Origin of the sequence: Virgibacillus senegalensis (assembly GCF_000821245.2) — a bacterium.
GTDB classification, from domain to species: domain Bacteria; phylum Bacillota; class Bacilli; order Bacillales; family Amphibacillaceae; genus Sediminibacillus; species Sediminibacillus senegalensis.
Genome location: NZ_LN611424.1, coordinates 388065 through 412283, shown reverse-complemented (window position 1 = coordinate 412283; position 24219 = coordinate 388065). Strand labels below are relative to the sequence as shown.

Here is a 24219-nt window from a genome sequence, read left to right as displayed (position 1 = left end):
TGACTAAGTACATAGGGAAAAGGAAAATACTATTTACCATAACATTACTGGACAAAGGAAGATTACAACGATGAAGCTGATGCAGCCAATTGCCAACGATTCGATTCCAGAAGGGAAAGAATGGGTGTTTGAAACCAAATATGATGGATTTCGGGCGGTTCTTCACTGGAAAAAAGACAGCATAAACTTGATCAGCCGAAATGGAAAGGATTTAAGCAGTAATTTCCCAGAAATCCTGGCATTTTGCCGGGAGAAGCAGCCGCAAATAGCAGACCTCCTTCCGTTGTCTCTGGACGGAGAAATTGTGATTCTCAACACGCTGTATCAGGCGAATTTCCAGCAAATCCAGCAGCGCGGCCGCTTTAAGACCGTAGAAAAAATAGAAAAAGCAGCAAAAGCCCGACCGGCCCACTTGCTTTGTTTTGACCTTCTGTCTCTTGCAGGAAAGGATTTAAGTGGATGGAAGTATTACGAGCGTAAAGAACAACTATCTCATTTGTTTACGCAGTTGGAAATCAAACGGCCGATTGACTGGGATAAACGGCTTGGTTACATCAAGGGCTATCATGACTGGACAGTCCTTTGGAAGAAAATCGAAGAACATAGAGGAGAGGGCATGGTCACAAAACGAAGGGACAGTCGTTATGCCACGGGAAAGAATCACCGGGACTGGCTTAAAGTAAAAAACTGGCGAGTAGTTAGCTGTATTATTACCGGTTACTCCCCTTCCAACGGGTATTTTAATCTAGGAATTTATCGTGACGGGGTACTTGTATCAATCGGAAAATTCAAGCATGGGCTTGAAGGAGAATCATTAGCGATGTTAAAACAACTGGTTCAGTCCAAGGGGGAAAAACAGAAAAGCGATATTAAGCTGCCTCCAGCCATCTGTGTGGACATCAATTGCCTTGACATTCAAGACGGGGAGCTGCGGGAACCCGTTTTCCGAGGCTTCCGTGTAGATTTGCAGCCCGACCAGTGTACATGGCGCCAGGCAAAACAAAGCTTGGCTATGCTGCCTCCGACTATTTCTTTAAGCAATCAGGAAAAGATATTTTATCCTGAAAAAAAGCTAGTGAAAGGTGACTTGGTACATTACTTGCGGGAAATTAGCCCATATATGCTGCCATTTTTAAAAAACAAAGCGTTGACGGTGATCAGGTGTCCGGAAGGCGTCGATGGCGAATCCTTCTTTCAAAAGCATTTACCCGATTATGCACCAGATTTCCTGGCAGGCTCCAAAAGCGGCGAGGACATCCTGCTCCATTGCGGTACCGAAGAAGGACTTGTTTGGCTGGGAAACCACGGCGCACTGGAATATCACGTACCATTTCAGTATATGAGAGGGACTGACCCCATTGAAATTGTTTTTGATTTAGACCCTCCATCGATCAAGGAGTTTCGACTTGCTGTCTTTGCAGCACAGCTGTTAAAGAAGATGCTTGATCAGCTCCAGCTATTATCGTTTGTAAAAACCTCGGGCAATAAAGGCATTCAAGTTTATGTCCCTATTCCGGAAAACAGTCTTACCTATCAGGATACTGCCACATTTACACAAGCGCTTGCTATGCTTCTGGTCAAACAGCATAGTGATTTGTTCACAATCGAACGTCTGAAAAAGAATCGCGGTAACAAGCTTTATGTAGATTATGTACAGCATGGAAGAGATAAGACGTTGATTGCTCCTTATTCACCGCGAAAAAACGATTTAGCAACGGTATCCGCACCATTATTTTGGGAGGAAGTAACCGAGCGACTGTCTCCAGCCCACTTCACATTGGAAAACACGATAGAACGAGTACAAGCAAAAGGCTGCCCCTTTGCCGGGTATGACCAGGCTCGAGACAGCCAAAAGCTTGAACTGTTAATACAATTTATTAAAAACAGCAATTAAGTACCTGTTATGAGAACGAAATAGCCCAGCTGCCATTACGGAATATCGGTTCGATACTGCCGTCCTTTTTAACCCCGTCAATGTCAAGCTCAGCTGAACCCATCATGAAATCTTCATGATTGAGACTATCGTTGACCCCATGCTCGTCCAGTTGCTGCTTATCCATTTCCGGGCCGTTTTCAATATTGGTTGGATATGCTTTGCCCAGCGCCAAGTGGCATGATGCGTTTTCATCAAACAGCGTGTTGAAAAAAATGATCTTGGACTGGGAAATCGGCGATTCATGAGGAACCAATGCCACTTCTCCCAATCGGCGAGAACCTTCATCGGTATCGAGTAAACGTTGCAAGGTTTCTTCCCCTTTTTCTGCAGAAAACGAAACGACCTTTCCATCTTCAAAGGTCAAAGAGAAATTCTCGATCAAATTGCCGCTGTAGCTCAATGGTTTGGTGCTTTTAACGGTTCCGTTCACCCCGTACTTGTGCGGCATGGTGAAAACTTCCTCGGTAGGCATGTTAGGATTGAATACAATGCCTCCTGCAGACACTCCCGATCCTCCATGCCAAATGTGATTTTCGGGAAGGTCGATGGTCAAATCTGTTCCTTCCGCCCGATAGATAAGCTGTTTGTATTGTTTACCATTCAAATACTCACGTGCTTGACGCAAGGTTTCATTATGGTCGGCCCAAGCCTTGGCCGGATCATCTTGGTCCACCCGGGTAATACTGAAAATCTTCTCCCATAACGTTGCCTGCGCTTCTTCCGCAGGTAATTCCGGAAAAACTTTTTTCGACCAGGATACGGTCGGGTATCCAACAAGGGACCAACATACCTTATCATTCATAATATAATCGCGATAAGTGCTGAGCGCCTCTCCGCCTGCCTTATTAATCGCTGCTATCCGTTTCCCGTCGATATCTTTTAACAAATCTGGATTTTCTCCATACATGGTAAGCAGGGCATATCCGTCCTTGACCATTTCCTCCAGCCCCTGGGCTTTCCATTTTGGATAATTTTCCAGCACTTCCATCGGAGCATTTTTCATTTTCAAGTAGGTAAGTGTTTCGTCATTCCATTCGATATGGACATTTTTAGCACCTGCTTGATACGCTTCTTTTACAACCATCCTTGTAAATTCAGCAGCTTCTACAGGGGAATTGATGATCAAGCCTTGTCCTTCCTGCAGATTGACGCCTGTCTCAATCACCAATTTGGCATACCTTTTCATTGCGTCTGCATGATTCACCATCCGTAAAACTTCCCTTCGGTTTTTCTACCATTATTTCATAAATCTCGAAGCAAAGATAGTAGATAATTGGAAAAATTCAATCGCTTTCGGTGAGATGATTGTTCCTAGCGGCTTGTAGAGGTAATTTGCCTTCACATATGCAGGAGATAGTACATACACAAATATCAAGCTCGGACCATGCAGAAGAACTATCCCTGAATGAAAAGGGATGGTATATTCCCCCTGTGCATTCCGGATAAGGTTGTTCGGTGTTCGCGTTTTCCCAACCAATATGGGTACGTATCACGATATATAAATTTTGGTAAAAGGACAATAAAAGCGAAAAAGCCTGGCATTCGTGAGTAATGGCAGGCTTTTACGGATAAAAAAGTTATTGTATGGCAGTTTTTATCGTTTCCAGGTTGTTTTCCATCAAACTGAAATAATCTTCTTGATTTTCCACGTCTTCTTCCGTCAACACAGATAAATTGTGGATTCGCAGTGCTTCTGCCCCTATTTCCTTTTGGACGACTTCCGCTACTCGTGGTGTTACATTTTGCTCGAAGAGAATGTAATGCAAGTCATGTTCTTTTGACTCTTCGATTATGGATTCCAATTGTTTTTGAGACGGCTCCTGAGAAGTCGATAACCCGGAGACAGCAATCTGTTCTAGTCCGTATGCATCTTCCCAATAACCAAAAGCAGCGTGCGAAACCAATATCTCCGGTTTCTCCCCGTTTTCCACCGTCTCATGGAAGGATTGGTCTAAATCGCGGAGCCTTTCTTCCAAGTCTGCAAAGTTATCCTCAAATGCTTGCTGGTGTTCCGGCATTAGTTCCACCAGGTTGTTTTTTATATTTTCAGCCAATCCAATCGAGCGAATTGGATCGAGCCAGATATGAGGATCAAAATCCCCATGCTCGTGGTGGGATTCCTCTTGTCCTTTCTCTTCTTCCCGTTCATGGGCAGCTTCCTCTTCTCCATCATGCTCATGATGCTCATCCTCGGCTTCTTCCCTGAGATGGTCATGATTTGAACCGAGCAAGGATACGCCATCTACTGCTTCGAACAGGGCTACATCCTCTTCTTTTACTGCTTCAGCAATAGTGTCTGCATATTGTTCCATTCCTGCGCCTATGTAGATAAAGGCGTCAGACTCGGCAATATCGACCAATGTATTGGATGTCGGTTCAAACGTGTGGGCATCTGCTCCAGGCGGCAGGATAGATTCTACTTCCACGTATTCCCCGCCAATTTTTTCGGTAAAGTCCTGCAGTGGGTATAGCGTTGTGTAAATCGTCAGTTTATCCTGTCCATCTTCCTCCTGCTGAACAGAAGAAGTTCCACAGCCTGTCAGAAGCAGAACGAAAAACAACATGCCGTATATGATTTTTTTCTTCATCGTCTTACTCCCCTCCCAAAAGTGAAATGATACCAGGAAGAATTATATCGTAACGATTACGTTTTGTAAATAAGAATGATTTCGTTTTAAACCCGTAACTTTTGCAAATATCGCAACAGGCTATTCCATTCCATAAATAAAAAAGTCGTTTTGACCCGATTTGGAACGAATAAAGCAGGACATGGGTAGCACGTATAAAAAAATGACCAAAAAACTGTCCAAGCCCATAGAAGCTTGAACAGCCATTCAACGAACCTTTTTTATTTTGTAACATTAAGCAATGATGGACACATCCGGTTCCAGTGACAGTTCCACGTTTCCCATGACGGCTCGGGAAATCATACAAGACTGCTCCGCTTTCTCCACTAATTTTTTGGCTTTGGCTAAGTCAGTTTCCGAGCTGCCCTCCTTCAGGACAACGGTAGGACGATGGATGATCTTTTGATAAGTAAATACCCCGTTTGTCACGTCAACGATTCCTTCTGAATGTAAGTCCATGCTCTCGACCGGCAGGCTTGCACGCTCGAACATAGCACCAAGAGTAATAATGTAACAAGTCGCTGCAGCACCCAGCAGCATTTCATCCGGGTTGGTGCCCACTCCTGGGCCGTCCATTTCGGGCGGAATCGATATCTCTGTTTTCAGGTTCCCCGCTTCAATACGGCCGACTGTGTTTCTTCCTCCCGGCCAGTCCGCCTTCAAGTGAAAAGAGTGCTTTGCCATAACCATCTTCCTTTCTATCGTTAAGTCTTTCCTTATTGTAATGCGCCGCACACAAGGAGTGGAAATAAAATGCCTGCGAAATAGCATAGCATCCACCCGGAAAAGGTTAAAAATCCAAATCAAAAAGACAGCTGTCCTTTCAAGAAACAACTGTCTTTCCTACCTTGTTTATGCCTGCTTTTCAGTATTCTTGTTGCTGGATAAAAACCAGCCAGCCAAAGCAATGACTACAAGCACGCCATAAAATATCAATTTCCAGGCTGTAGAGTGGGCAAAGTCATGTGGCAGGATGTGGATAGCTTCATGCGCAAGCACAGTAACCAACAGCTTTACACCCACCCAACCGACAATCACAAATGCGGCGATTTCCAAACCTGGACGGTCATGTAGGAGTTTGACAAATAAATTAGCGGCAAACCGCATGATAATCAATCCAATCATTCCACCAGCGAATACGACCGCAAACTGAGCTCCATCCAGACTTCCGATATTAGGCAGTCCGGTAGAAGGCAGTGCTACAGCTAATGCCACCGCTGCCAGAATCGAGTCTACTGCGAAAGCCAGATCGGCGATTTCCACCTTTAGAACGGTAGTCCAAAAACCGCTTCCTTTGGTCTCTGCTTCCACTTCCTCCTCTTCGTTTCCCCGCTTTGATAACTTATCATATAAATGCTTGATGGAAATAAATAACAAGTAAGCAGCGCCGATCGCTTGTACTTGCCATACGTCTACCAGGAACGAAATGATAAACAGTGAACCAAAGCGAAGGACGAAAGCGCCGGCCAAACCGTAAAACAACGCCTTTTTCCGTTGCTCCTCCGGCAAATGCCGGACCATGATGGCCAGGACAAGCGCATTATCTGCTGCTAAAATACCTTCCAATCCTACTAATACAATAAGTACCCAACCATATTCAATCAATAATTGAATATCCAATGTTAAAACAGCTCCTCCTATGTTTGCTTATTGGCCAAATAAAAAACGGCCTCCACCGTGTCCCGGTAAAGACCATAAAAAGAGACCTTTACCCTGGTGGTAAAGGTCTCGCTAACAACGTTGGTTGCCAATTAAGCCGGAGATTGTCTCTCGAAATGACGACTTAAATTGTGCAGCTACTCCCCTTTAGATGGTTATATCATAAACATTCCCACCCACAAAGTCAACCGATTTATCACTAAATTGGCAGACTATGACGAAACGATCCCCAGGACACACGTTTATCGTTGCCTGGAATTGCAGGCCTTATACATATAATCAAGCCTGTATTACCGAGTCGATTCGTTCTCTCATTTGCTGTTTCAGCTTCTCCAGGAGCTGTTCACTTTCCTCCCTGCTTGAACTGGAAACACCGAAGTAGCATTTGATTTTCGGTTCGGTTCCGGAAGGACGAAGACATACCCAGCCGTCTTTATCCAGCAAGTACTTCACGACATTCTCAACCGGCAGGTCGATCTGTTCGGTTTCATCTGTTTTGACATAACGCCTTTCCGATATTTGATAGTCTTCCGTCGCTACGACGCTCAATCCTCCGATTTCCGACATCGGGTTTTCTCTGATATCTTCCATAATCTTTGCAATTTGTTCTGCGCCATCCTTACCTTTCAGCGTCAATGAGGACATATCCTCAAAATAGAAACCGTGCTGCTCATACAGTCCCTCTAGCGCCTCCAACAAGGTTTTCCCTTGTTGTTTCCAATAGCTGGCCATCTCGCAGGCCATCATCGTCGATTGCACTGCGTCTTTGTCGCGAACGAAATCGCCGATCAAGTAGCCATAGCTTTCTTCATAGCCGAACAAAAAGGATTCATCCGTCGATTCGAATTCCTTTATTTTTTCGCCAATATATTTGAAACCTGTCAATGTATCGATCGTTTCTACTCCATAATGCTTGGCAACCGTCCTGCCGAGCTCTGTGGTAACAATCGTTTTAATCAGTTTGCCATTTTGCTTGTCCGCTTCGCTTGTATGGGAAAGCAGGTAATCAAGCATCAAGGTACCCAGCTGGTTTCCGGTGAGCACTTGATAAGAGCCATTCCCATCTTTGACGGCTACGCCAAGTCTGTCGGCATCCGGATCAGTACCGACAAGGATGTCGGCATCCCACTGTTTCCCTTGCTGAATAGCTAATGTGAACGCCTGGTGTTCTTCTGGGTTTGGCGAATCAACAGTGGAAAATTCCGGATCGGGCTTCGCCTGTTTTTCTACAACTTGGATCTCATCAAAGCCCAATTGTCGGAAGCCGTTCAGCACCATATCATGGGCTGTTCCATGAAGCGGCGTAAACACGATTTTCAACGGCTCCTCGCCGTGAAGTTCCTCTTTCTCGACGCGTGAGATAGATTTCAACTGTTTCAGATATGCAGCATCTACCTCTTCGCCAATCCAGTTCAATAATCCCTGCTGCTCGATCTCCTCCTGACTCGCTACTGGGATTTCAAGCTCGTTGTCGACTTTCTGTACATTGGCGATTACTTCCGCTGCTTCTGCCGGAGGCATCTGTCCTCCGTCTTCGTTGTACACTTTAAAGCCGTTATATTCTGGCGGATTGTGGCTGGCGGTAATCATGATACCAGCTGCTGCCTGTAAATGCCGGACAGCAAAGGATAATACTGGAGTTGGACGCAATGATTCATATACGTGTGCTTTAATGCCATGCGCGCCAAGTACCCTGGCAGATTCGACCGCAAAATCCTTCGACTTGTAGCGTGAATCATAAGCCACGGCCACCCCGCGTTCCGCATAATCCTTCACATTGTGTTTTATATAGTTGGCCAGCCCTTCCACAGCCTTGCGAATCGTATAAATATTCATCCGGTTCGTACCTGGTCCCAGCATTCCACGCATGCCGCCAGTTCCAAAGGTTAACTCCTTATAAAAAGCATCCTCCAGCTCTTTGTCTGAACCCTGCATTTCCTCCAGTTGTTCTTTCAAAGCCGGATCAAGCTCAGGAAAATCAGACCATTTCTTATATGTAGTTTTCCAAGACATAAAACATCCTCCTTCAAGGTTACATTACCAAATAATTAACAAAACCGGACCTGGAATGGTATCCCCTCATTCAACATCCAGAATGTTCGATAGTTCCTATACTATAAGAAAGCTTACCATAAAACCTAGAATTCCTCTATTTATCTACGGAAAATACATACCCTGTTTCCAGGAGGTTTATTCACTCTTTCTTCTGGAAAACCTGTTAAATAATGGGCAGGAAGGATCTATCTTCCCTTGCAGACTTTTTAAATAAGTCTAGTAAAGTTTTGTAGTTTCCTCTCTTCTTCCAACCATTTATTATATAATAGAGAAAACACTTTATTGTTAAGGTTGTGGTCGCACTTGTCAATTTTTCAGAAGAAATGGGTTCAAGGTTTAATTGTAGCTATCCTGATTTTCATGCTTGTCTACTTGATTTCTATCACAAAATTTATTTTTGCACCGGTCGGAGCGTATTTGCTCTCGATTGCTGTGCCGATTATCGGCGCTGGTCTGCTTTACTACATTACGATGCCATTAGTACGCAGGCTTGAGCAAATGCGGATCAATAGAATCCTGTCGATTATCATTGTTTTCCTTCTCATTATCGGCATCATTTACTTCACCTCCAACTTTATTGCGCCGATTGTTCAGGAACAATTTACCAGACTGACTGACAATATTCCGAAAATGGTAGATAGCGGTGAGAAGTTAATAGATAATTGGCGTGATAATCAAGATATGATTCCGAGCCAAATGGACAGTACGATTGAAAATATCACCAATAATTTAAACGATTATGCCCAAAACGTGGTAGGATTCCTGATAGACTTTATCGGGCAGTTATTCGGTTTTCTTTTCGCTTTTGTACTAATTCCGTTTTTCCTGTTTTTTATGCTGAAAGACGGTCATAAGTTTGTACCGTTCATTTCACAATTTTTAAGCAAAAGCAAAGCTGATAGCTTCCGCAGGTTGGCCGACAACATCAACCATACGCTGGCCTCTTTCATCCAGGGACAATTCATCGTCAGTATTTGCGTCGGGATCATGCTCTATATCGGATATTTAATCATCAACCTGCCATATTCGCTGACACTGGCGTTGTTTGGCCTGGTTATGAATTTCATTCCGTTTGTAGGTCCGTTTCTGTCAGCTGTCCCTGCCGTACTGGTTGCCTTTTTCCAAGACCCGATGATGGCTGTCTGGGCCATACTAGTTATGGTGATTGCGCAGCAAATTGAAAGTAACCTGATTTCACCGAACGTCATGGGCAAAGTACTATCGCTTCATCCGTTGACGATCATTACGTTGATTTTGGCAGCAGGAAGCATTGCCGGCTTCGTTGGGCTATTGTTCGTCATCCCTGCCTATGCGGTTGTAAAAACAATCATTTCCCACTTTTATCATGAGTGGCTGAAAAGACAGCCTGAGGAAGACCAGAAAATTTTTTAAGTGGAACTCGCCTTCCCTTCTTGGAAGGTAATCGAAACTCTAAACATAACCCGTGACTTAACGATCGATGATTTCGGTTTTTATCTCACGGATTGCTGTAACGACCAGCGAAAACCAAAGATGTAAACAATTAATTCCAACAAAAAAGGGCATGGTTCCGACAGTTGATCGGAACCATGCCTTTTTTATCAGGAGCGGAAACGACTGAGAAAAGAATTTAACCGTTCACTCGTCGAATTTTCCAATACTTGCTCAGGTGTCCCCTGCTCAGCGATTCTGCCTTCATCCAGAAACACAACCCGGTCGGCAATATCACGCGCAAAGTCCATCTCATGTGTTACAAGTACCATGGCCATTTCGCCTTCCACAGCGATATCACGAATCACTTCCAGTACTTCGCCTACAAGCTCCGGATCGAGTGCAGATGTCACCTCGTCAAACAGCATGATTTTCGGACGCATTACCAAGGCACGTGCCATTGCCACCCGCTGTTTCTGACCACCGGAAAGCTGGCTCGGATAAACATCAAGCTTGTCTCCGAGTCCTACTTTTTCCAACATTTCCACGGAGCGCTGCCTGGCTTCTTTCTTAGGGATCCCTTTCACATTTACTGGAGCGACCATGCAGTTTTCCAGGATGGTCATGTGTGGAAACAGATTGAAATGTTGAAAAACCATACCGATATCTCCACGAACCTGTCGTAGATGCTTTTCGTTGGCTGGAACAAGCTCCCCATGCTTTTCCATATGCCACAAGTGCTGACCATCCACAAGGATTGTGCCAGATGTGGGCTGTTCCAATGTCATCAGCATACGGATGATGGTGGTTTTCCCGGAACCACTCGGTCCGATTAAAGCTACCTTTTCTGCCGGAGCAATTTCTAAATCAATACCTTTTAAAACTTCCACATCACCAAACGATTTGTGGACATCATTGTATACTGCAATGGGTTGTACCATCACGTGACAACTCCTTTATCTATTTTGCCTGTCGGATTCCGCTTATCAAATCGGCGATTCATCCTCTGTTCAAGCTTGCGGAAAAGCACCGCTGTCGGATAACTCATTAACAGGAAGAATGCCGCCACTAAGGTTAATGGTTCTAAATAGGCAAAGTTTTTCGAGCCAAAGTTGTTTGCCATATGAAGCATTCCGGCAACACCGATCGTTGAAGTCAGCGGAACCTCTTTGAACATGATGATCAAGTAATTACCAAGCATCGGGATGGTTGGCGGTATCGCTTGAGGTAAAATGATTTTTGTCCATTTATCCTTTAAAGACAAGTTTAACGCCGTAGCTGCTTCCCATTGCCCCTTGTCGATGGACTCGATTCCGGAGCGGTATATCTCCGCTATATACGTACTGAAGTGAACACCTAGACCGACGATCGCCACGGTAATCGGGTCCAAAGTCAAGCCGACATACGGAACCACCGGCCACGCATAGTAAAGGAAAAATAATTGGACGAGCGGCGGTGTTGAACGAATGAACTCCATGATAAATGCTATTGTCACCTGGAGCGGCCGTAAGGGGATTCTTCGCACGAACGTCCAAACAAATCCAAACAGCATGGCAAACAGATAACAGGCAATGGTTAATCCAAGCGTAATCCACATCCCCTGAAAGATAGCCGGAAATGATTCCACTACATAATCCCAATTCCAAGTCATTCAGTAGCCACTCCCTTCGATGATTGTTTTTCTGCCCAACGAGTAAGCCAAATCAAAGGAAGCGCTAAAATGAAGTAAAAAATCAATATCATGATATATACTGTAGGAGCCAATGACAGGTTCGTACTCCTGAATATATCGCCGTGATAAAGAATATCTGTCAACCCAACCAGAGATACCAAAGAAGTGGCTTTTAACATCTGTATCAAATAGTTACCGAATTCAGGAAGCATCATCCGGACCGCCTGCGGCAAAATGACAAGCCGCATCCGCTGAAACCGGGACATATTCAAGGCCGTAGCAGCTTCTCTCTGCCCTTTCGCAACAGCAAGAATGGAACCTCGGACTATTTCGGACATGTAAGCCCCGTAATTCATTGAGATAGCGATCACTGCCGCCCAAAAGTCGGTGGCCAGATGAATATCGAACAATCCTGGCAAGGCATAATAAAACCAAAACAACTGGACAATCAAGGATGTCCCCCGAAAAATTTCTACATAGAAACCGGTGAATTTCCTTAAAAAGATGTTATTTGATAATCTTCCAAATCCAGCAATAAAGGCGATTAAGTATGATAGAATCGCCGAAGCGATCAATACAGTTATCGTTATGTTGATCCCTTTTATTAAGACGGAAAATATTTCAGTAAGATCACTAATACGGATTCACCCTTTCTTTACCGGGAAAAGCAGGCCCCCTGACATGAGGGGGCCTGCTTTTCATTATTTTATCCCCTTTTATCCTTGGCAAAGATCTTCGGTCGTAATGTCTTCTGTGATGACATTGCTTTCCTCAGAAAAACCAAATGGTTCAATCAAGCCGGCGATTTCACCATTATCTTTTAATTTTTGTAATTCTTCGTTGTAAGCTTCTCTTAAATCATCATTGTCGGGATGAAAGACTGCTGCACCATAGCTAGGTACACCTTCGATATCAGGCTGTTCGAAGCCCTCAACAAATTCAAGCGCATCCGTGTCGGAGGATTCCAGCGCCATTTTGATGGTCATTTCCGTACCAGTTGTTGCCTGAGCACGTCCAGACTCTACAGCTGAGAAAGTTGCCGGGATGTCCGGAGCCTCAGAAATCTGATCCTCGCTTACCCCTTCCTGCTGCAGGAAGTCAATTTCCGTAGCACCCGACATAACAGAAACCGTGATGTCTGGATTGTCAGCTATGTCTTTGTAGCTGTTAATATTGTGCGGATTGCCTTTTTCAACGATAAGACCTTCCCCGTATTTGATTTCCGGCTCACCGAAATCCGCGTTTTCGCAACGCTCTGGCGTGATTGCCATCCCTGCAGTCGCTACATCGAACTTACCTGCCTGCAAACCTGGAATCAATTGACTGAAATCCGCAAGCTGTCCTTCTACTTCTTCGATACCGAGGTTTTTAAATACCTCTTTAGCAATGGCTACAGCTTCCCCTTTCAATTCTCCATCTTCCTCATAGGCATAAGGTTTTTCATTAGCAAAACCGATGGTCACTTTCCCTGCTTCCTTAAGCTCGGCCAATTTTCCTCCGTCGCCACTTGCATCGCTATCACTTGAGCCGCATGCCGCCAGTGTAAAAATCAATACGATCCCTAGCACTAAACCTGATAAGTATTTTTTCATTAACTAATTAAACCTCCCTGAGTTTCTTGAGTAAAAAAGCATTTGCTGTGCACTTAAGCAGATGCTCATTAATAAGTATGAAGTACTGTTATCCTGCGGTTTTTACCTTCAGCTGAATACCACGTGAGCAGAACCACCTCCACTGCGGATAAAAGAAAAATGGAGCATAAATTCGGAGAATTGCTTGGAGTGCCTACAGGCATATATATAACTTTATACCTAATATTTATGTTCTTCAATCAGCGAATATTCTGAAAAAATAGAATCGAGTGGCGTATAACTAAATGACCCGGTTATATCTCTAAGATGTTTATATTTGCTAGATTAAGATAGTAAATGCTTTTATATTCTAACTTACAGAAAATGAGAGACTGGCGGCAAAAAGTCAGAACGTAGGAAAATGGCATAGAGCATGGAGAAGATAGGACTCCAGACATAGCACCGTGTACCGGCTGCCTCCAAAGACGAAACGAAAAGGCTGTTTACGAAAGATACAGACAGCAACCTCAAACTACTTTCCTTCTGCATAAACTAAAGTGCTAACCAACCGCTGCGGTAGCATACTTCGCTTCTTACAGGGCCTTCGGACACGTGCTGATCCCGCTGTATGCTGCTTGTGCTAGGAATAGAATAGATATCCTTCCACCTGGCTATACGTATTACGAAACAAACAGGAGGTTCGGATTTCTCCCTATTTTTTCTAAAAATATATTTTTTTCACCATACGATGTGAAACAAGAGAACGTTGCTAGTTTCCTCCCTGATAATTAGGAAACGGTACTTAGCGGAGGAAATAACCGAAGACTCCGGCGGGAGGAAAGGCCTCGGTGAGGTCCCGCAGAGCTTTAGCTCGAGGAAGCTCACCAACCCGCCCGCGGAAAGCGTAGGAAATTTCTGTAGCGGCGGACAATCACGCAACTTGATCCCCATAGGAATATCCCCAATACGGCTCTTCATTGCAAATGATCGTTGAACAAATAAAGGAACAGAGGGCACAAACTTTTTGAAAAGAAACGAAAAGCAATCTGTAGAAGAATTTAATTCCATACAGATCGCTTTTTAAAGTACTGCCTATCATAGCGCTTCCGTTTTTCCAGTGGCCTCAAGGACTATCTAAAGCTATACATAACAGACTCTCCGACAACCCGATAACCAATTTTTTTATAAATGCTATTGGAAGTTGGGTTTTCCTGATCCGTGTACAAGCTGCAAAACAGATTACCCTCATCAAGGAGTTTTTGGGAAAGAGCAGCGACAAGCGCCGTGGCATAGCCATTCCGCTTGTAATCGTCCGGTGTGTACACTGCATTGACCGTGACGCCATTTTCGGTCTTTCTTGATTGATTGGCCATCGAAACAGGGCGGTCATTCACCATCCATAGATAAACAGAACCAGAGTCGATAAAATCACGCGCCATTTCTGCAGCCCGCTCTTCATCCATCGATACCTTTGCCTCTCTTGCATAGCCAATCAGCCATCCTTTAATCAACTCATCATCTTCTTCACTAGCAGTAAGGAGATGACCGCTCACTTCCCCTGTCGCAACCACCTCGTCAAGTCGATAGATAAGTTGTTCCATTTCTTTCCTGGATTCGTTTCCAGTCAATCTCTCCCACTTTTCAGCAAAGACCTGCACTTCCTCTACAGGACCGACGACCCCTGGAATTTGGATGCCCTGCTGGTAAAGGTGTTTGGCGATACGTTCAACTACATCCGTACTACTTGTTTCGATATCAGGCAAAATCAAATTGTGGGGCGGTGTTTGCAGAAAAACGTATACTGGTTTCCCTGCCTCTTTTACCATCCCCAAATATGGCGGGGCAGATTTTTGCACCCTTCCATTCTTTATAAGCCTGTTAAGTATCCCCAGACCAAGGTTGTTACAGGCCTCTTTTTCTAACAACAAGGATGCCGCCTGTTGATAAAACACTGTAGGGTCTTCAATTTGCAAAACTTCCATCCCTGGTTCCCCCTTTTATCTTTTCTAGTAGTTTAACTGATTAACCCTGTTCAGACTACTATTTATTTTGAAAGCATGCTGATTGACGAAGCCCCTCTGCTGACATACAGTTTAATCAAGGGAGTGGTAACCATGACAAAGAAAGAAATCGAAAACCGGATCCGCGAACTAAAGTCAGATTATATGCGTATTCAAGCCGATTTGGAAAAACTCGACTCAGTCGGAGGCAATACAGCCAACGCCGAACGGCAATTGGCCGATATGGAACAAGAACTGGCAGACTTGAATAAGCAACTTGATGCGATGGAATAAAACGAGCAATTATCAGCGCCTTATTCAAACGAAAAACCACGGCATGCTGCACAAGATGCCGTGGGTTTTTTTTTGGGTGGAAAGATGGAAACCTCTGCAATAGATGTAGCCTTCTGTGCAGTGGCCGCCCCTTCTCACTGGTTATTTTGTTCTTGCTGCTGTTCGAGTCTGGCTTTGATCTTGTTGACTTCTTTGCTCGGAGGTGTCAGACTCACCACTACATCTCCTGATTCTGCTTTTAATTTAATTTCATCCGTATAGTACTCCACATTCCCAGTCGCCCGCAGGACAAACAACAAAATGGTACCTTGGTCGCGATCCTCCAAATAATCAGGATAGGTGTACTGATCGGTGATGTTCGTTTTTCTCATCACATATCCGTCTTCTACCTTGTTGCACAACCCTGCCAATGATATTTCACCCGAAAATAACACCCGGCCTGCTATGGTTGGATCCAAATCTTCTACGTGATCACCTCTTGCCGTTTGAATGCTCAATTTGAAAACATTATTGCGGCCGAAAGCCGGAACAAACGTCGTGGCAACCAAAGCATTATAAGAATCGAATTCCGTCGCTGAAATCAAATAATCATATGGGGTCATGTCAAGCCGGTATTCAGTCTGCTCGGAAAGGATTTCCCCGTGATGGAAAGAGACTCCGGTATTTCTTGCTTTGGCAAGTCGTTGCCAGGAAGAATCAGACACAATGACCGGTATATCCATCTCCTTCAGGATTTTGGACAAGGCAACGGTAAAACTGTTGCTTCCGACAATCAATGTCCCGGGACGCCCTTCTGCCGACAGATTTAGTTTTCCAGCCAGCCACCCAATAGAAAACCCATGAGCGACAACGGTGGAAAACACCAGCGCAAACGTAAGGGAGGTTACCATTGCGGCATCCTCGTATCCTTCGTCATATAAAATCGAGGCAAAGTAACCAGAAACCGTAAGCGCGACGATCCCCCTCGGTGCTATCCAGCCGACAAGCAGTTTTTCCGATTTTGATAAATCGGTCTTAACCGTCGATAAGAAAATGGAAAGCGGCCGGACAATAAACAGCATCAATAACACATAGCCAATGATTTCTGGTCGAAAAATCTGTAAGAGCGTCTCTCTTGTCAGGGAGGCGGTCAACATGATGAAAATGGTTGAAATTAACAAAATCGAGATGTTTTCTTTAAAGTGTCGCATATCCTGGATGGACGAAATACGAATGTTAGCCAGTGTCATCCCCATGGCTGTGACAGCGAGCAATCCTGTCTCATGCTCTATATCATCGGCAATCGTGAAACAAGCGATGACAGCAGCAAAAACGAGAGGAGATTTTAAGTACTCCGGGACATGTCCCGTCTCAAACATCCAACCGATTCCTCTACCGAATGCCCAGCCGAGAATGACGGCAAACAGCGATGCCAGGAAGAAAAATAGTAACGATAACAGACTATGCCCTGTATTAGTAAGAACCAGAATGACCTCCAAAGCTAAGATCGCCAGAAGCGGACCGATCGGATCGACGATAATCCCTTCCCATTTCAAAATTTTAGCAGGTCTCGGTTTCAGTTTTGACTGCCGCAATAACGGAAGTATGACGGTGGGGCCTGTGACAATGAACACTCCACCGATGACAAACGATACAGCCCAGGAGAAACCGCCAACATAGTGTGCTGTCAAAGAACCCAATATCCAAGCTAAAAAGGCACCAAACGTGACAATTCGGAAGACAGGCCTTCCCAATCCTCTGATATCTTGAAAGCGAAGGTTCAAACTGCCTTCAAACAAAATAATTGCTACGGCGACAGATATTATCGGCCGATAAAGGTCTCCAAAATCTTCATTAGGATTGATCCAGCCAAAAACAGGACCAACCATTAACCCGGCGATCGACATTACCACGATGGCAGGCAGACGAAAACGCCAGGAAAACCATTGCGAACCGACACCTAGCGCGCCGATCATCATTATCTCTAATAAAAGGGAATCGCTCATTTCACTTTTACCCCTTTCTGCATTAAAATCGTGTGTGGAAAAAAGATATAACATAGTGTAAAGCGGCTTGTTTTCCATGTAAATCGGTTTGTTTTTCTACGCCGTTGCTGGGTATGGATCAAAAAGCAAAATATTATTGGGTACACCCACTTTTTATTTTCAAATTTCGACTATCATTGACAAATGACTATGCCGTTGATAGTATAGTTCTGCTTTTTAATATTTCAAAAAAATGCAACGTTTTTATGAATGATACAGCTTTTTCATTTGGTAAGAGCCTGCGTACGGAGGAATTAGCTTGGTAAAACAGACTTTTTTAATTGGTTTTATGCTATTTGCCCTATTTTTCGGGGCAGGAAACTTAATCTATCCGCCTACCTTAGGATTGGAGGCAGGTACTTCCTTTTGGCCGGCAATGATCGGTTTTATCTTAACCGGGGTCGGCTTGCCTATCCTCGCCATAGTCGCCATTGCCTTAATCAGTGATCAGGAGGCGCAACTGGGAAATAAGGTACACCCTCTTTTCGGTTTGGTGTTCACGTCAGTCATTTACCTGGCAATCGGGCCATTTTTCGGTATTCCAAGAGCAGCAAACGTAGCTTTTGAAATGGGTGTCCTTCCCTTTGTATCTGCAGGGGGAGATCACACCTTGTTACTTCTCCTCTATACGATTGTTTTCTTCTGTTTGGTCTATTGGTTCAGCCTGAATCCATCCAAGCTGGTCGATCGGATCGGTCAATGGCTTACTCCTGCTTTATTGGTCGCTGTAGCAGCGCTTTGTATCGGCAGTTTTTTTATGCTGCAGGCGCCTTCCAGTACACCAAGCGAAAAATATCATTCAGCCCCGTTTTTCAGCGGCTTTATAGAAGGATATTTAACCATGGATGCCATTGCTGCTCTGGCCTTCGGTATCATTGTCATATCTGCCTTTAAGGAAAACGGAATTCAAAGCAAGTCAGCACTTGTATCCTCCACCTTAAAGGCCGGACTCGTTTCTGGAGCTGCACTGACCCTTGTCTACGGATCGCTCGGATGGATCGGGGCCAAAATGGCAGTGAAGGGTGACTTTGAAAATGGCGGTCAGATATTGTCCAGTGCCACCCAATTGGTCTATGGAAATTTCGGCCTGCTGCTGCTGGGACTCATTGTAGCGTTGGCTTGTTTCACGACATCCATCGGTTTAACAGTGGCTTGCGCACAGTATTTTAGCCGAGTTACCCGTTATTCGTATAAGCAAATCGCCGCTGTGGTTAGTGGTGCCAGCTTTTTGATCGCTAACCTTGGGTTAAATCAGATTATTGCTATCTCTGTCCCCGTACTGGTCGCTATTTATCCCATTGCCATTGTGTTAGTATTGCTCACCTTCCTTAACAAATGGTTCGAGGGATCGAAACGCGTGTACCGCGGAGCTATATTGTTGACTGCTATTGTCAGCGTCTACCAAGGGTTGACAGAATTCGGCCTGCAAATGACGGCCCTCCAGCCGATAATCGAACAGCTGCCACTTTACGGTGTCGGGCTTGGATGGCTGCTCCCTGCAGTTATCGGAGCATCTATCGGCGGGTTTATCGACCACCGGTAAAGATTAAAAATGATCGTCAGGAAAAAATAAGAAAACTTGGCTATGCCAAGTAATTTGATACAGGATAGGCTTCGCATCAGCCTTCCTAAAACATTTTCACTACATCTATCGTGTAAGCAGGGCTGCCCATCTAAAGGACAGCCCTTCCTTTGTTATCCTTAACGGTGAGTATTCCATCCCCTGCTTTAGTCAGGATTTGAATTCCTTCTAATTTCACCTTCAGAATGATATTCCTGACGCATTGCTGGTATTTTTCCTGTTCGTAAGATTATTCTATTCTTTCAATCCTTTTCAAAAGGTTTTCCCTAACTCTCCCCTGATATTGGCAAAATTAAACATACCGGATTCCAATTTCTTAAATGGATACAATTCTCGTTTCGGCAGAATCGTGATAGGATAGTAGTATTGATTTTTTGAATTTGGAACCTAAAGAAAAGGATGAACACCCACCATGATCATGGAAAAAGCCCAACAAATACTTGAAGAATACTTTGGTTTTCCAAGCTTCCGACCCGGCCAGCGAGCAGTCATCGAGTATGTAACCAGTCAAAAAAATGCTCTGGCCATTATGCCTACCGGAGGTGGAAAATCACTTTGTTATCAAATTCCCGGGCTTGCACTCGAGGGAACCGCCATTGTGGTTTCGCCGTTGATATCGTTAATGAAAGATCAAGTGGATGCTTTGACCTCACTTGGTATTGCTGCCACTTATATAAACAGTACCCTTAGTACGGAAGAATTCCAGGAACGAATGCAGCAGCTGCGAGCTGGCCGCTACAAATTCGTTTATGCAGCGCCAGAACGCTTTGAATCACCAGCATTCATCGAATCCATCAAAGCAATCAACCTTTCCTTGATTGCTTTCGATGAAGCCCACTGTATCTCTCAGTGGGGGCACGACTTCCGGCCAAGTTATCGATCGATTGTACCTGCATTGGCAAAACTACCCAATCTACCGGTAATTGTAGCATTGACTGCTACGGCTACCGACGAGGTGAATTACGATATCCGCAGGTTGTTACATATTGAAGACGACCATGTCATAAATACCGGTTTTGCTCGAGATAACCTGTCTTTTCATATTATCAAAGGCAGGGATAAACGAGATTTTTTGCTTGATTATGTGAAAGAACGGCCAACAGAGTCTGGTATCATTTATACTTCAACAAGGAAGCAAACCGATAACATCCATCAGCTGCTCGAAAGTAAAGGATATGCGGCAGCCAAGTATCATGCAGGCCTTTCAGAACAGGAGCGGAAACAGGCACAGAACGCTTTTATTCAGGATGAAAAAACAATCATTGTCGCTACAAACGCATTCGGCATGGGAATCGATAAATCGAATGTCCGCTATGTGGTTCACTACGCGCTGCCAATGAATATCGAGTCCTACTACCAGGAAGCGGGCCGTGCCGGCAGGGATGGGGAACCAAGTGATTGTATTCTGCTTTTCTCCGGGCAGGACATCCAACTGCAAAAATTCCTAATCGAGCAATCCCTGATGGATGAAGACAAGAAAACGAAAGAATATAAAAAACTGCAGGCAATGGTCAATTATTGTCATACCCATAGTTGTCTGCAAACCTATATCCTGCACTACTTCAATGATTATTCAGCGGCAAAAGACTGCGGTAAATGCAGTAACTGTCTTAACAGCGAAAATAGGGAAGACATGACGCGTGAAGCCCAGATGGTATTATCCTGTGTCAAACGGATGGGGGAAAGATTTGGTGCCGGGTTAACGGCCAAGGTGCTGAAAGGCTCGAGAGATAAAAAGGTTAAGGAATTTCAATTCGATCAGCTTTCAACTTACGGACTGATGTCCCAATATACCGAAAAGGAATTAACTAACTTCATTCACTTTCTTGTAGCAGAAAACATTCTATCTACTGGTGATGACCGTTATCCAATTTTAAAGCTGACCAAACAGGCAAAAGAAGTGCTGCAAGGTCGTAAACAAGTATGGGTACAAACCGGGTTCGCCAGAAGTACTGACAAAGCCGACTACCATGAAGCATTATTCGAAGAGCTCCGGCAGCTGCGCAAGCATATTGCCATCGAAGAAAAAGTGCCGCCTTATGTTTTGTTTTCTGATGCAACATTAAAAGAGATGGCACGTCATTTCCCACAAACAAGAGAAGAGATGCTCCGCGTGAAAGGAGTAGGTGAGAAAAAGTTCGACCAATATGGTGAACCCTTTCTTCAAACGATTGCTCCGTGGGCGGATAAAGCAGATAAAAAACGTACGGAAAAAACTGCTGTCTCCTTGAATCAGTCTATATTGGAAAAGCGGGAGCAAGATGATCAAACACCGAGCCATCTCGTAAGCTATCAGCTATTTTCCGACGGCTCTTCGCTCACCGAGATTGCAACTTCCAGGGAGATTACCGAACAGACAGTGGCGAATCATCTATTCAAAGCATACGCAGAAGCTTATCCACTTGATTGGGACAGGCTTTTCTCAAAAACAGAAGAACAAGAAGTGCTTTCCGTCAGAGAGGGCATGGAGGAACCGAAGCTTAAACCCATTAAAGAAGCAATAGCATCCGATATCAGTTATACGGCTATCAAAGCGGTGCTAATCAAACATGGCATCCTCCTGAACCGATAGCCTTCTTTTGCTTTAGGAAGGCAGGGTCTCGAAACCAGATAGAAGACGCACAAACTGCACGAAACAGAAAAGCACGCGGAAAAAAATCTCTCCGCGTGCTTTTTTCTGTTAGGAACTTTTCAAATCCCGGTATTTGTATTTTGATTATGCCGTTCCTGGCAATCTTTGCATAGCTTAACTTCTTCCTCTTGCCTGCTTGACAAGAGCCTGCCGCAGCTCGAGCATTTATGGAACTCATTTGCATTTGACTGAAAACCGATTAGCTCGCCTTCATTTCGTCTTACCATGGTAAACTCTCCTTCCGGTTGTTATAGAAAAACACCGAATCTTAACAAGATATTACCCTCGAATGACGAGCATCAAACTAAAACGGATTAAGCATCGAAATCTAGGGCCCAGCTTCCTTTGCGGAAGACGGGTTCGCTATTGCCGTCTGCTGTTATGCCGTCAATATCCAGTTCAGCTGAACCGATCATGAAATCCACATGGGTCAAACTGTCATTGACCCCGTGCTTATCAAGTTGATCGTCATCCATTTGCGAGCCACCTTCAAGACTGGTTGGATAGGCTTTTCCCAAGGCAATATGACAGGATGCATTCTCATCATAAAGCGTGTTATAGAATATGAGACCGGATTGAGAAATCGGAGACTCGTGGGGTACTAATGCGATTTCGCCTAAACGCCGGGCTCCTTCATCAGTATCCAGCAGATGCTTCAGCGTTTCGTAGCCTTGCTCTGCCTGAAAATCAACCACTTTCCCATCCTTGAAGGTCAAGCTGAAATTGTCGATCAGATTGCCACCATAGTTAAGTGGTTTTGTACTGGAAACCTTGCCATTCACCCCATATTTATGAGGCAAAGTGAAGACTTCTTCCGTCGGCATATTCGGATTGAAGTCTGTTCCGTCCTCTGTTTTGGCGGAACCACCCTTCCAAATGTGTCCTTCCGGAAGCTCCAGCTCGATATCAGTACCTGGTGCTTTGTACACCAATTTCTTGTATTGTTTTTTGTTTAAAAACTCACGTGCTTTCCGCAAGGTTGCATTGTGTTTATCCCATGCTGCAACAGGATCTTCCTTGTCCACTCGTACAATGCTGAAGATTTGTTCCCAAAGACTTTCCATCGCTTCCTCTTTCGATTGATCCGGGAAAATTTTTTGGGCCCAATCACCAGTAGGAATCGAAATGATCGTCCAAGGAATGCGATCATTCATTGTGTACTGACGGAATTCCTTCATCGCTTCTGCATTTGCTTTGGAAGCTCTTGCTACTTTGCCGGCATCGATATCCTTTAAAAGATCCGGGTTCGTCGAACGGATGGATAACACCGCCGCTCCCTCTTTGGCAAATGACACAAACTTATCTACGTGCCATTGAGGAACATCCGTCAACACCTCTTCTGGTGCATTTTCATATTTAAGCAAAGAGATTTCGTCATCCGACCAATTGATATGTACATTCTTGGCTCCAAGCTCGTAAGCCTTCCGGACGACGATCCGGGTAAAATCTGCTCCTTCTATTGGCGCATTAATCATCAACGTCTGGTTTTTTTGCAGGTTGACACCCGTTTTCAATGCCAGCTCGGCATATTTTTCCAAGTTTTTTAACTCTGCCATACTTTTCCCTCCAAAATCGACCTGTCAGTCTGTTTTCTTTACTTCTCTATTATTTCACAAAATACGAAAACTAACAAAATTTTCTTATTATTCCCGGCCTTGTTCCTTTGGGATTGATACAGATAGTAAAAGCTAATTCTTCCCTTTCGACGTATGCTTTGTCCTGCAGAGATAACAAAAAAGCAAAGCCTGCCTGAAGGAGGCCACAGAAAAAGTCCTTTCTAATTCAGAAGAGATTTTAAAGTTTGTTGTTGATTCTCACCAACCGCTTATCGGTGGATGCTTGCCGCGGGCACGGCCTCAGCTAACTTGGTCAAGAAGATCACTTAAGCAAGTGGATCTTCGGCTCGCGCTGTTCCCGCAGGCGTCACCACCGCACGCTCATCGTGGAATCAACAGAGGGTAAATGGCACCGGAAGATGACGTCATTGATCCCAGCTTATTAGCTTACTTCCGTCGTAAACGTCTGAAAGATCCAAACCTTTTAGATTTCCTGATTGGAAAAACCGTAGAGGTCGCGCTTGAGAAAGGCGTGATCCAATCGAAGTCTCTCATCCTTGATGCGACACACACAAAGGCTCGATACAATCAAACATCCCCTCAAGAAGTATTGCGTAGCCGTTCCAAGAACGTCCGTAAAATGATTTATTCTCTCGATGAATCCATGAAGAAAAAAATTTCCTGAAACCAACCGAAGATACGCTTGAAGCTGAGCTGGACTATTCAGAACGTCTTGTCGAAGTCATTGAAAAGGAACCAAAGCTCGTTTTTATCCCCAAAATCAAAGAACCTCTGAACTTACTGAAAGAGACGATTACAGATGACCAACTGGAATTACAAGAGTCTCAAGATCCTGATGCCCGTTTGGGGCACAAATCATTGAAATTAGATAAAAGCGATCTGTATGGAAATTAAATTCCATACAGACCGCTTTTTTAAATTCTACTTTTCAAACAACTTCAGTTTTTCAGTGGCCTCTCACCTGAAGAAGCGTTTTTTTTGCTTCTACAAAGGCGGCCCTGCCCTCGGAAAGCGTACCGGTTATTGCTGATCGATTTCTTCCACTAAAATCGACAATTCTTCCCATCGTTCCATTGCCTGTTCCAAACCGGCTTCCAGCTCTTCTTGGCGGTTGTACAGTTCCTGGACTTTTCCAAAATCGCTTCCCGCCTGTTCGATTTCCCCCTTCACCGTTTCCAGA

General features: G+C 44.5%; 20 protein-coding genes. 6 read left to right on the top strand and 14 right to left on the bottom strand.

Features of this window, described 5'->3' with window-relative positions; genetic code table 11:
- The first annotated feature begins 70 nt into the window (after window positions 1–70).
- Complete coding sequence (locus BN1067_RS06210; protein ID WP_053218028.1) at window positions 71–1894, top strand: DNA ligase D; 1824 nt, start codon at window positions 71–73, stop codon at window positions 1892–1894.
- 7 nt (window positions 1895–1901) lie between these two features.
- Here BN1067_RS06210 and BN1067_RS06205 read toward each other — a convergent pair whose 3' ends face one another.
- From BN1067_RS06205 to BN1067_RS06185, 5 genes are all read right to left on the bottom strand, one after another.
- On the bottom strand, window positions 1902–3143 hold the full coding sequence (locus BN1067_RS06205) for an aminopeptidase (RefSeq protein WP_053218027.1): 1242 nt from the start codon (window positions 3141–3143) through the stop codon (window positions 1902–1904).
- Window positions 3144–3513: 370 nt separating this feature from the next.
- Window positions 3514–4524 (bottom strand): metal ABC transporter solute-binding protein, Zn/Mn family, encoded by a 1011-nt coding sequence (locus BN1067_RS06200; RefSeq protein ID WP_053218026.1) that lies wholly within the window; start codon window positions 4522–4524, stop codon window positions 3514–3516.
- A gap of 273 nt (window positions 4525–4797) precedes the next feature.
- Entirely contained in the window at window positions 4798–5247 is a 450-nt protein-coding gene (locus BN1067_RS06195; protein ID WP_053218025.1) for an OsmC family protein, read from the bottom strand.
- A gap of 168 nt (window positions 5248–5415) precedes the next feature.
- Window positions 5416–6183, bottom strand: a complete 768-nt coding sequence (locus tag BN1067_RS06190; protein WP_053218024.1) for a TerC family protein — start codon at window positions 6181–6183, stop codon at window positions 5416–5418.
- 318 nt (window positions 6184–6501) lie between these two features.
- Window positions 6502–8235, bottom strand: a complete 1734-nt coding sequence (locus BN1067_RS06185) for a phospho-sugar mutase (protein WP_053218023.1) — start codon at window positions 8233–8235, stop codon at window positions 6502–6504.
- A 345-nt stretch (window positions 8236–8580) separates the two neighbouring features.
- Here BN1067_RS06185 and BN1067_RS06180 point away from each other — a divergent pair, with 345 nt between their 5' ends.
- Complete coding sequence (locus BN1067_RS06180) at window positions 8581–9669, top strand: AI-2E family transporter (RefSeq protein ID WP_324777842.1); 1089 nt, start codon at window positions 8581–8583, stop codon at window positions 9667–9669.
- Window positions 9670–9857: 188 nt separating this feature from the next.
- Here the strand turns inward: BN1067_RS06180 and ehuA are convergent, their stop codons facing one another.
- The 5 genes from ehuA to BN1067_RS06155 form a co-directional block, all read right to left on the bottom strand.
- The gene (gene ehuA, locus BN1067_RS06175) at window positions 9858–10628 is read right to left on the bottom strand and encodes an ectoine/hydroxyectoine ABC transporter ATP-binding protein EhuA (RefSeq protein WP_053218022.1); all 771 of its coding nucleotides are present in this window, start codon (window positions 10626–10628) and stop codon (window positions 9858–9860) included.
- On the bottom strand, window positions 10628–11338 hold the full coding sequence (gene ehuD / locus BN1067_RS06170) for an ectoine/hydroxyectoine ABC transporter permease subunit EhuD (RefSeq protein ID WP_053218021.1): 711 nt from the start codon (window positions 11336–11338) through the stop codon (window positions 10628–10630). The genes ehuA and ehuD overlap by 1 nt, the downstream gene beginning before the upstream one ends.
- Window positions 11335–11997: an ectoine/hydroxyectoine ABC transporter permease subunit EhuC gene (ehuC, locus tag BN1067_RS06165; protein ID WP_199868511.1), complete on the bottom strand. Its 663-nt coding sequence runs from the start codon at window positions 11995–11997 to the stop codon at window positions 11335–11337. Before ehuC ends, ehuD begins: the two co-directional genes overlap by 4 nt.
- 78 nt (window positions 11998–12075) lie before the next feature.
- Complete coding sequence (ehuB, locus tag BN1067_RS06160; RefSeq protein ID WP_053218019.1) at window positions 12076–12951, bottom strand: ectoine/hydroxyectoine ABC transporter substrate-binding protein EhuB; 876 nt, start codon at window positions 12949–12951, stop codon at window positions 12076–12078.
- Window positions 12952–14060: 1109 nt separating this feature from the next.
- Window positions 14061–14912, bottom strand: a complete 852-nt coding sequence (locus tag BN1067_RS06155) for a GNAT family N-acetyltransferase (protein WP_053218018.1) — start codon at window positions 14910–14912, stop codon at window positions 14061–14063.
- A 132-nt stretch (window positions 14913–15044) separates the two neighbouring features.
- Here BN1067_RS06155 and BN1067_RS06150 point away from each other — a divergent pair, with 132 nt between their 5' ends.
- Window positions 15045–15224, top strand: a complete 180-nt coding sequence (locus BN1067_RS06150; RefSeq protein ID WP_053218017.1) for an SE1832 family protein — start codon at window positions 15045–15047, stop codon at window positions 15222–15224.
- Between the two features lie 134 nt (window positions 15225–15358).
- On the opposite strand, the gene BN1067_RS06145 is transcribed toward BN1067_RS06150, so the two are convergent.
- Window positions 15359–17209: a cation:proton antiporter gene (locus BN1067_RS06145; protein ID WP_053218016.1), complete on the bottom strand. Its 1851-nt coding sequence runs from the start codon at window positions 17207–17209 to the stop codon at window positions 15359–15361.
- 298 nt (window positions 17210–17507) lie between these two features.
- Here BN1067_RS06145 and brnQ point away from each other — a divergent pair, with 298 nt between their 5' ends.
- Together brnQ and recQ are read left to right on the top strand one after the other, a co-directional pair.
- The gene (gene brnQ / locus BN1067_RS06140; protein ID WP_110943342.1) at window positions 17508–18791 is read left to right on the top strand and encodes a branched-chain amino acid transport system II carrier protein; all 1284 of its coding nucleotides are present in this window, start codon (window positions 17508–17510) and stop codon (window positions 18789–18791) included.
- 451 nt (window positions 18792–19242) lie between these two features.
- Window positions 19243–21402 (top strand): DNA helicase RecQ, encoded by a 2160-nt coding sequence (recQ, locus tag BN1067_RS06135; RefSeq protein WP_324777840.1) that lies wholly within the window; start codon window positions 19243–19245, stop codon window positions 21400–21402.
- Between the two features lie 119 nt (window positions 21403–21521).
- On the opposite strand, the gene BN1067_RS19795 is transcribed toward recQ, so the two are convergent.
- Both BN1067_RS19795 and BN1067_RS06130 read right to left on the bottom strand, forming a co-directional pair.
- Entirely contained in the window at window positions 21522–21689 is a 168-nt protein-coding gene (locus BN1067_RS19795) for a hypothetical protein (protein ID WP_199868478.1), read from the bottom strand.
- Between the two features lie 87 nt (window positions 21690–21776).
- Window positions 21777–23018 carry an aminopeptidase gene (locus BN1067_RS06130; protein ID WP_053218015.1) on the bottom strand — a complete coding sequence of 414 codons (1242 nt, stop codon included), beginning with the start codon at window positions 23016–23018 and terminating at the stop codon, window positions 21777–21779.
- A 406-nt stretch (window positions 23019–23424) separates the two neighbouring features.
- Between BN1067_RS06130 and BN1067_RS06125 the strand changes: the two genes are divergently transcribed.
- Window positions 23425–23703, top strand: a complete 279-nt coding sequence (locus BN1067_RS06125) for a hypothetical protein (RefSeq protein WP_053218009.1) — start codon at window positions 23425–23427, stop codon at window positions 23701–23703.
- A gap of 356 nt (window positions 23704–24059) precedes the next feature.
- Here BN1067_RS06125 and BN1067_RS06120 read toward each other — a convergent pair whose 3' ends face one another.
- On the bottom strand, window positions 24060–24209 hold the full coding sequence (locus tag BN1067_RS06120) for an ABC transporter C-terminal domain-containing protein (protein ID WP_234400675.1): 150 nt from the start codon (window positions 24207–24209) through the stop codon (window positions 24060–24062).
- Between the last annotated feature and the right edge of the window lie 10 nt (window positions 24210–24219).

Bases quoted from the DNA above. Each gene is read 5' to 3' on its own strand.
- ehuA (WP_053218022.1), bottom strand. From the start codon at position 10,628: ATGGTACAACCCATTGCAGTATACAATGATGTCCACAAATCGTTTGGT.
- BN1067_RS06150 (WP_053218017.1), top strand. From the start codon at position 15,045: ATGACAAAGAAAGAAATCGAAAACCGGATCCGCGAACTAAAGTCAGAT.
- BN1067_RS06200 (WP_053218026.1), bottom strand. From the start codon at position 4,524: ATGAAGAAAAAAATCATATACGGCATGTTGTTTTTCGTTCTGCTTCTG.
- BN1067_RS06195 (WP_053218025.1), bottom strand. From the start codon at position 5,247: ATGGCAAAGCACTCTTTTCACTTGAAGGCGGACTGGCCGGGAGGAAGA.
- BN1067_RS06210 (WP_053218028.1), top strand. From the start codon at position 71: ATGAAGCTGATGCAGCCAATTGCCAACGATTCGATTCCAGAAGGGAAA.
- BN1067_RS19795 (WP_199868478.1), bottom strand. From the start codon at position 21,689: ATGGTAAGACGAAATGAAGGCGAGCTAATCGGTTTTCAGTCAAATGCA.
- BN1067_RS06205 (WP_053218027.1), bottom strand. From the start codon at position 3,143: ATGGTGAATCATGCAGACGCAATGAAAAGGTATGCCAAATTGGTGATT.
- recQ (WP_324777840.1), top strand. From the start codon at position 19,243: ATGATCATGGAAAAAGCCCAACAAATACTTGAAGAATACTTTGGTTTT.
- BN1067_RS06155 (WP_053218018.1), bottom strand. From the start codon at position 14,912: ATGGAAGTTTTGCAAATTGAAGACCCTACAGTGTTTTATCAACAGGCG.
- BN1067_RS06125 (WP_053218009.1), top strand. From the start codon at position 23,425: ATGGCACCGGAAGATGACGTCATTGATCCCAGCTTATTAGCTTACTTC.
- BN1067_RS06130 (WP_053218015.1), bottom strand. From the start codon at position 23,018: ATGGCAGAGTTAAAAAACTTGGAAAAATATGCCGAGCTGGCATTGAAA.
- ehuB (WP_053218019.1), bottom strand. From the start codon at position 12,951: ATGAAAAAATACTTATCAGGTTTAGTGCTAGGGATCGTATTGATTTTT.
- ehuD (WP_053218021.1), bottom strand. From the start codon at position 11,338: ATGACTTGGAATTGGGATTATGTAGTGGAATCATTTCCGGCTATCTTT.
- BN1067_RS06145 (WP_053218016.1), bottom strand. From the start codon at position 17,209: ATGAGCGATTCCCTTTTATTAGAGATAATGATGATCGGCGCGCTAGGT.
- BN1067_RS06185 (WP_053218023.1), bottom strand. From the start codon at position 8,235: ATGTCTTGGAAAACTACATATAAGAAATGGTCTGATTTTCCTGAGCTT.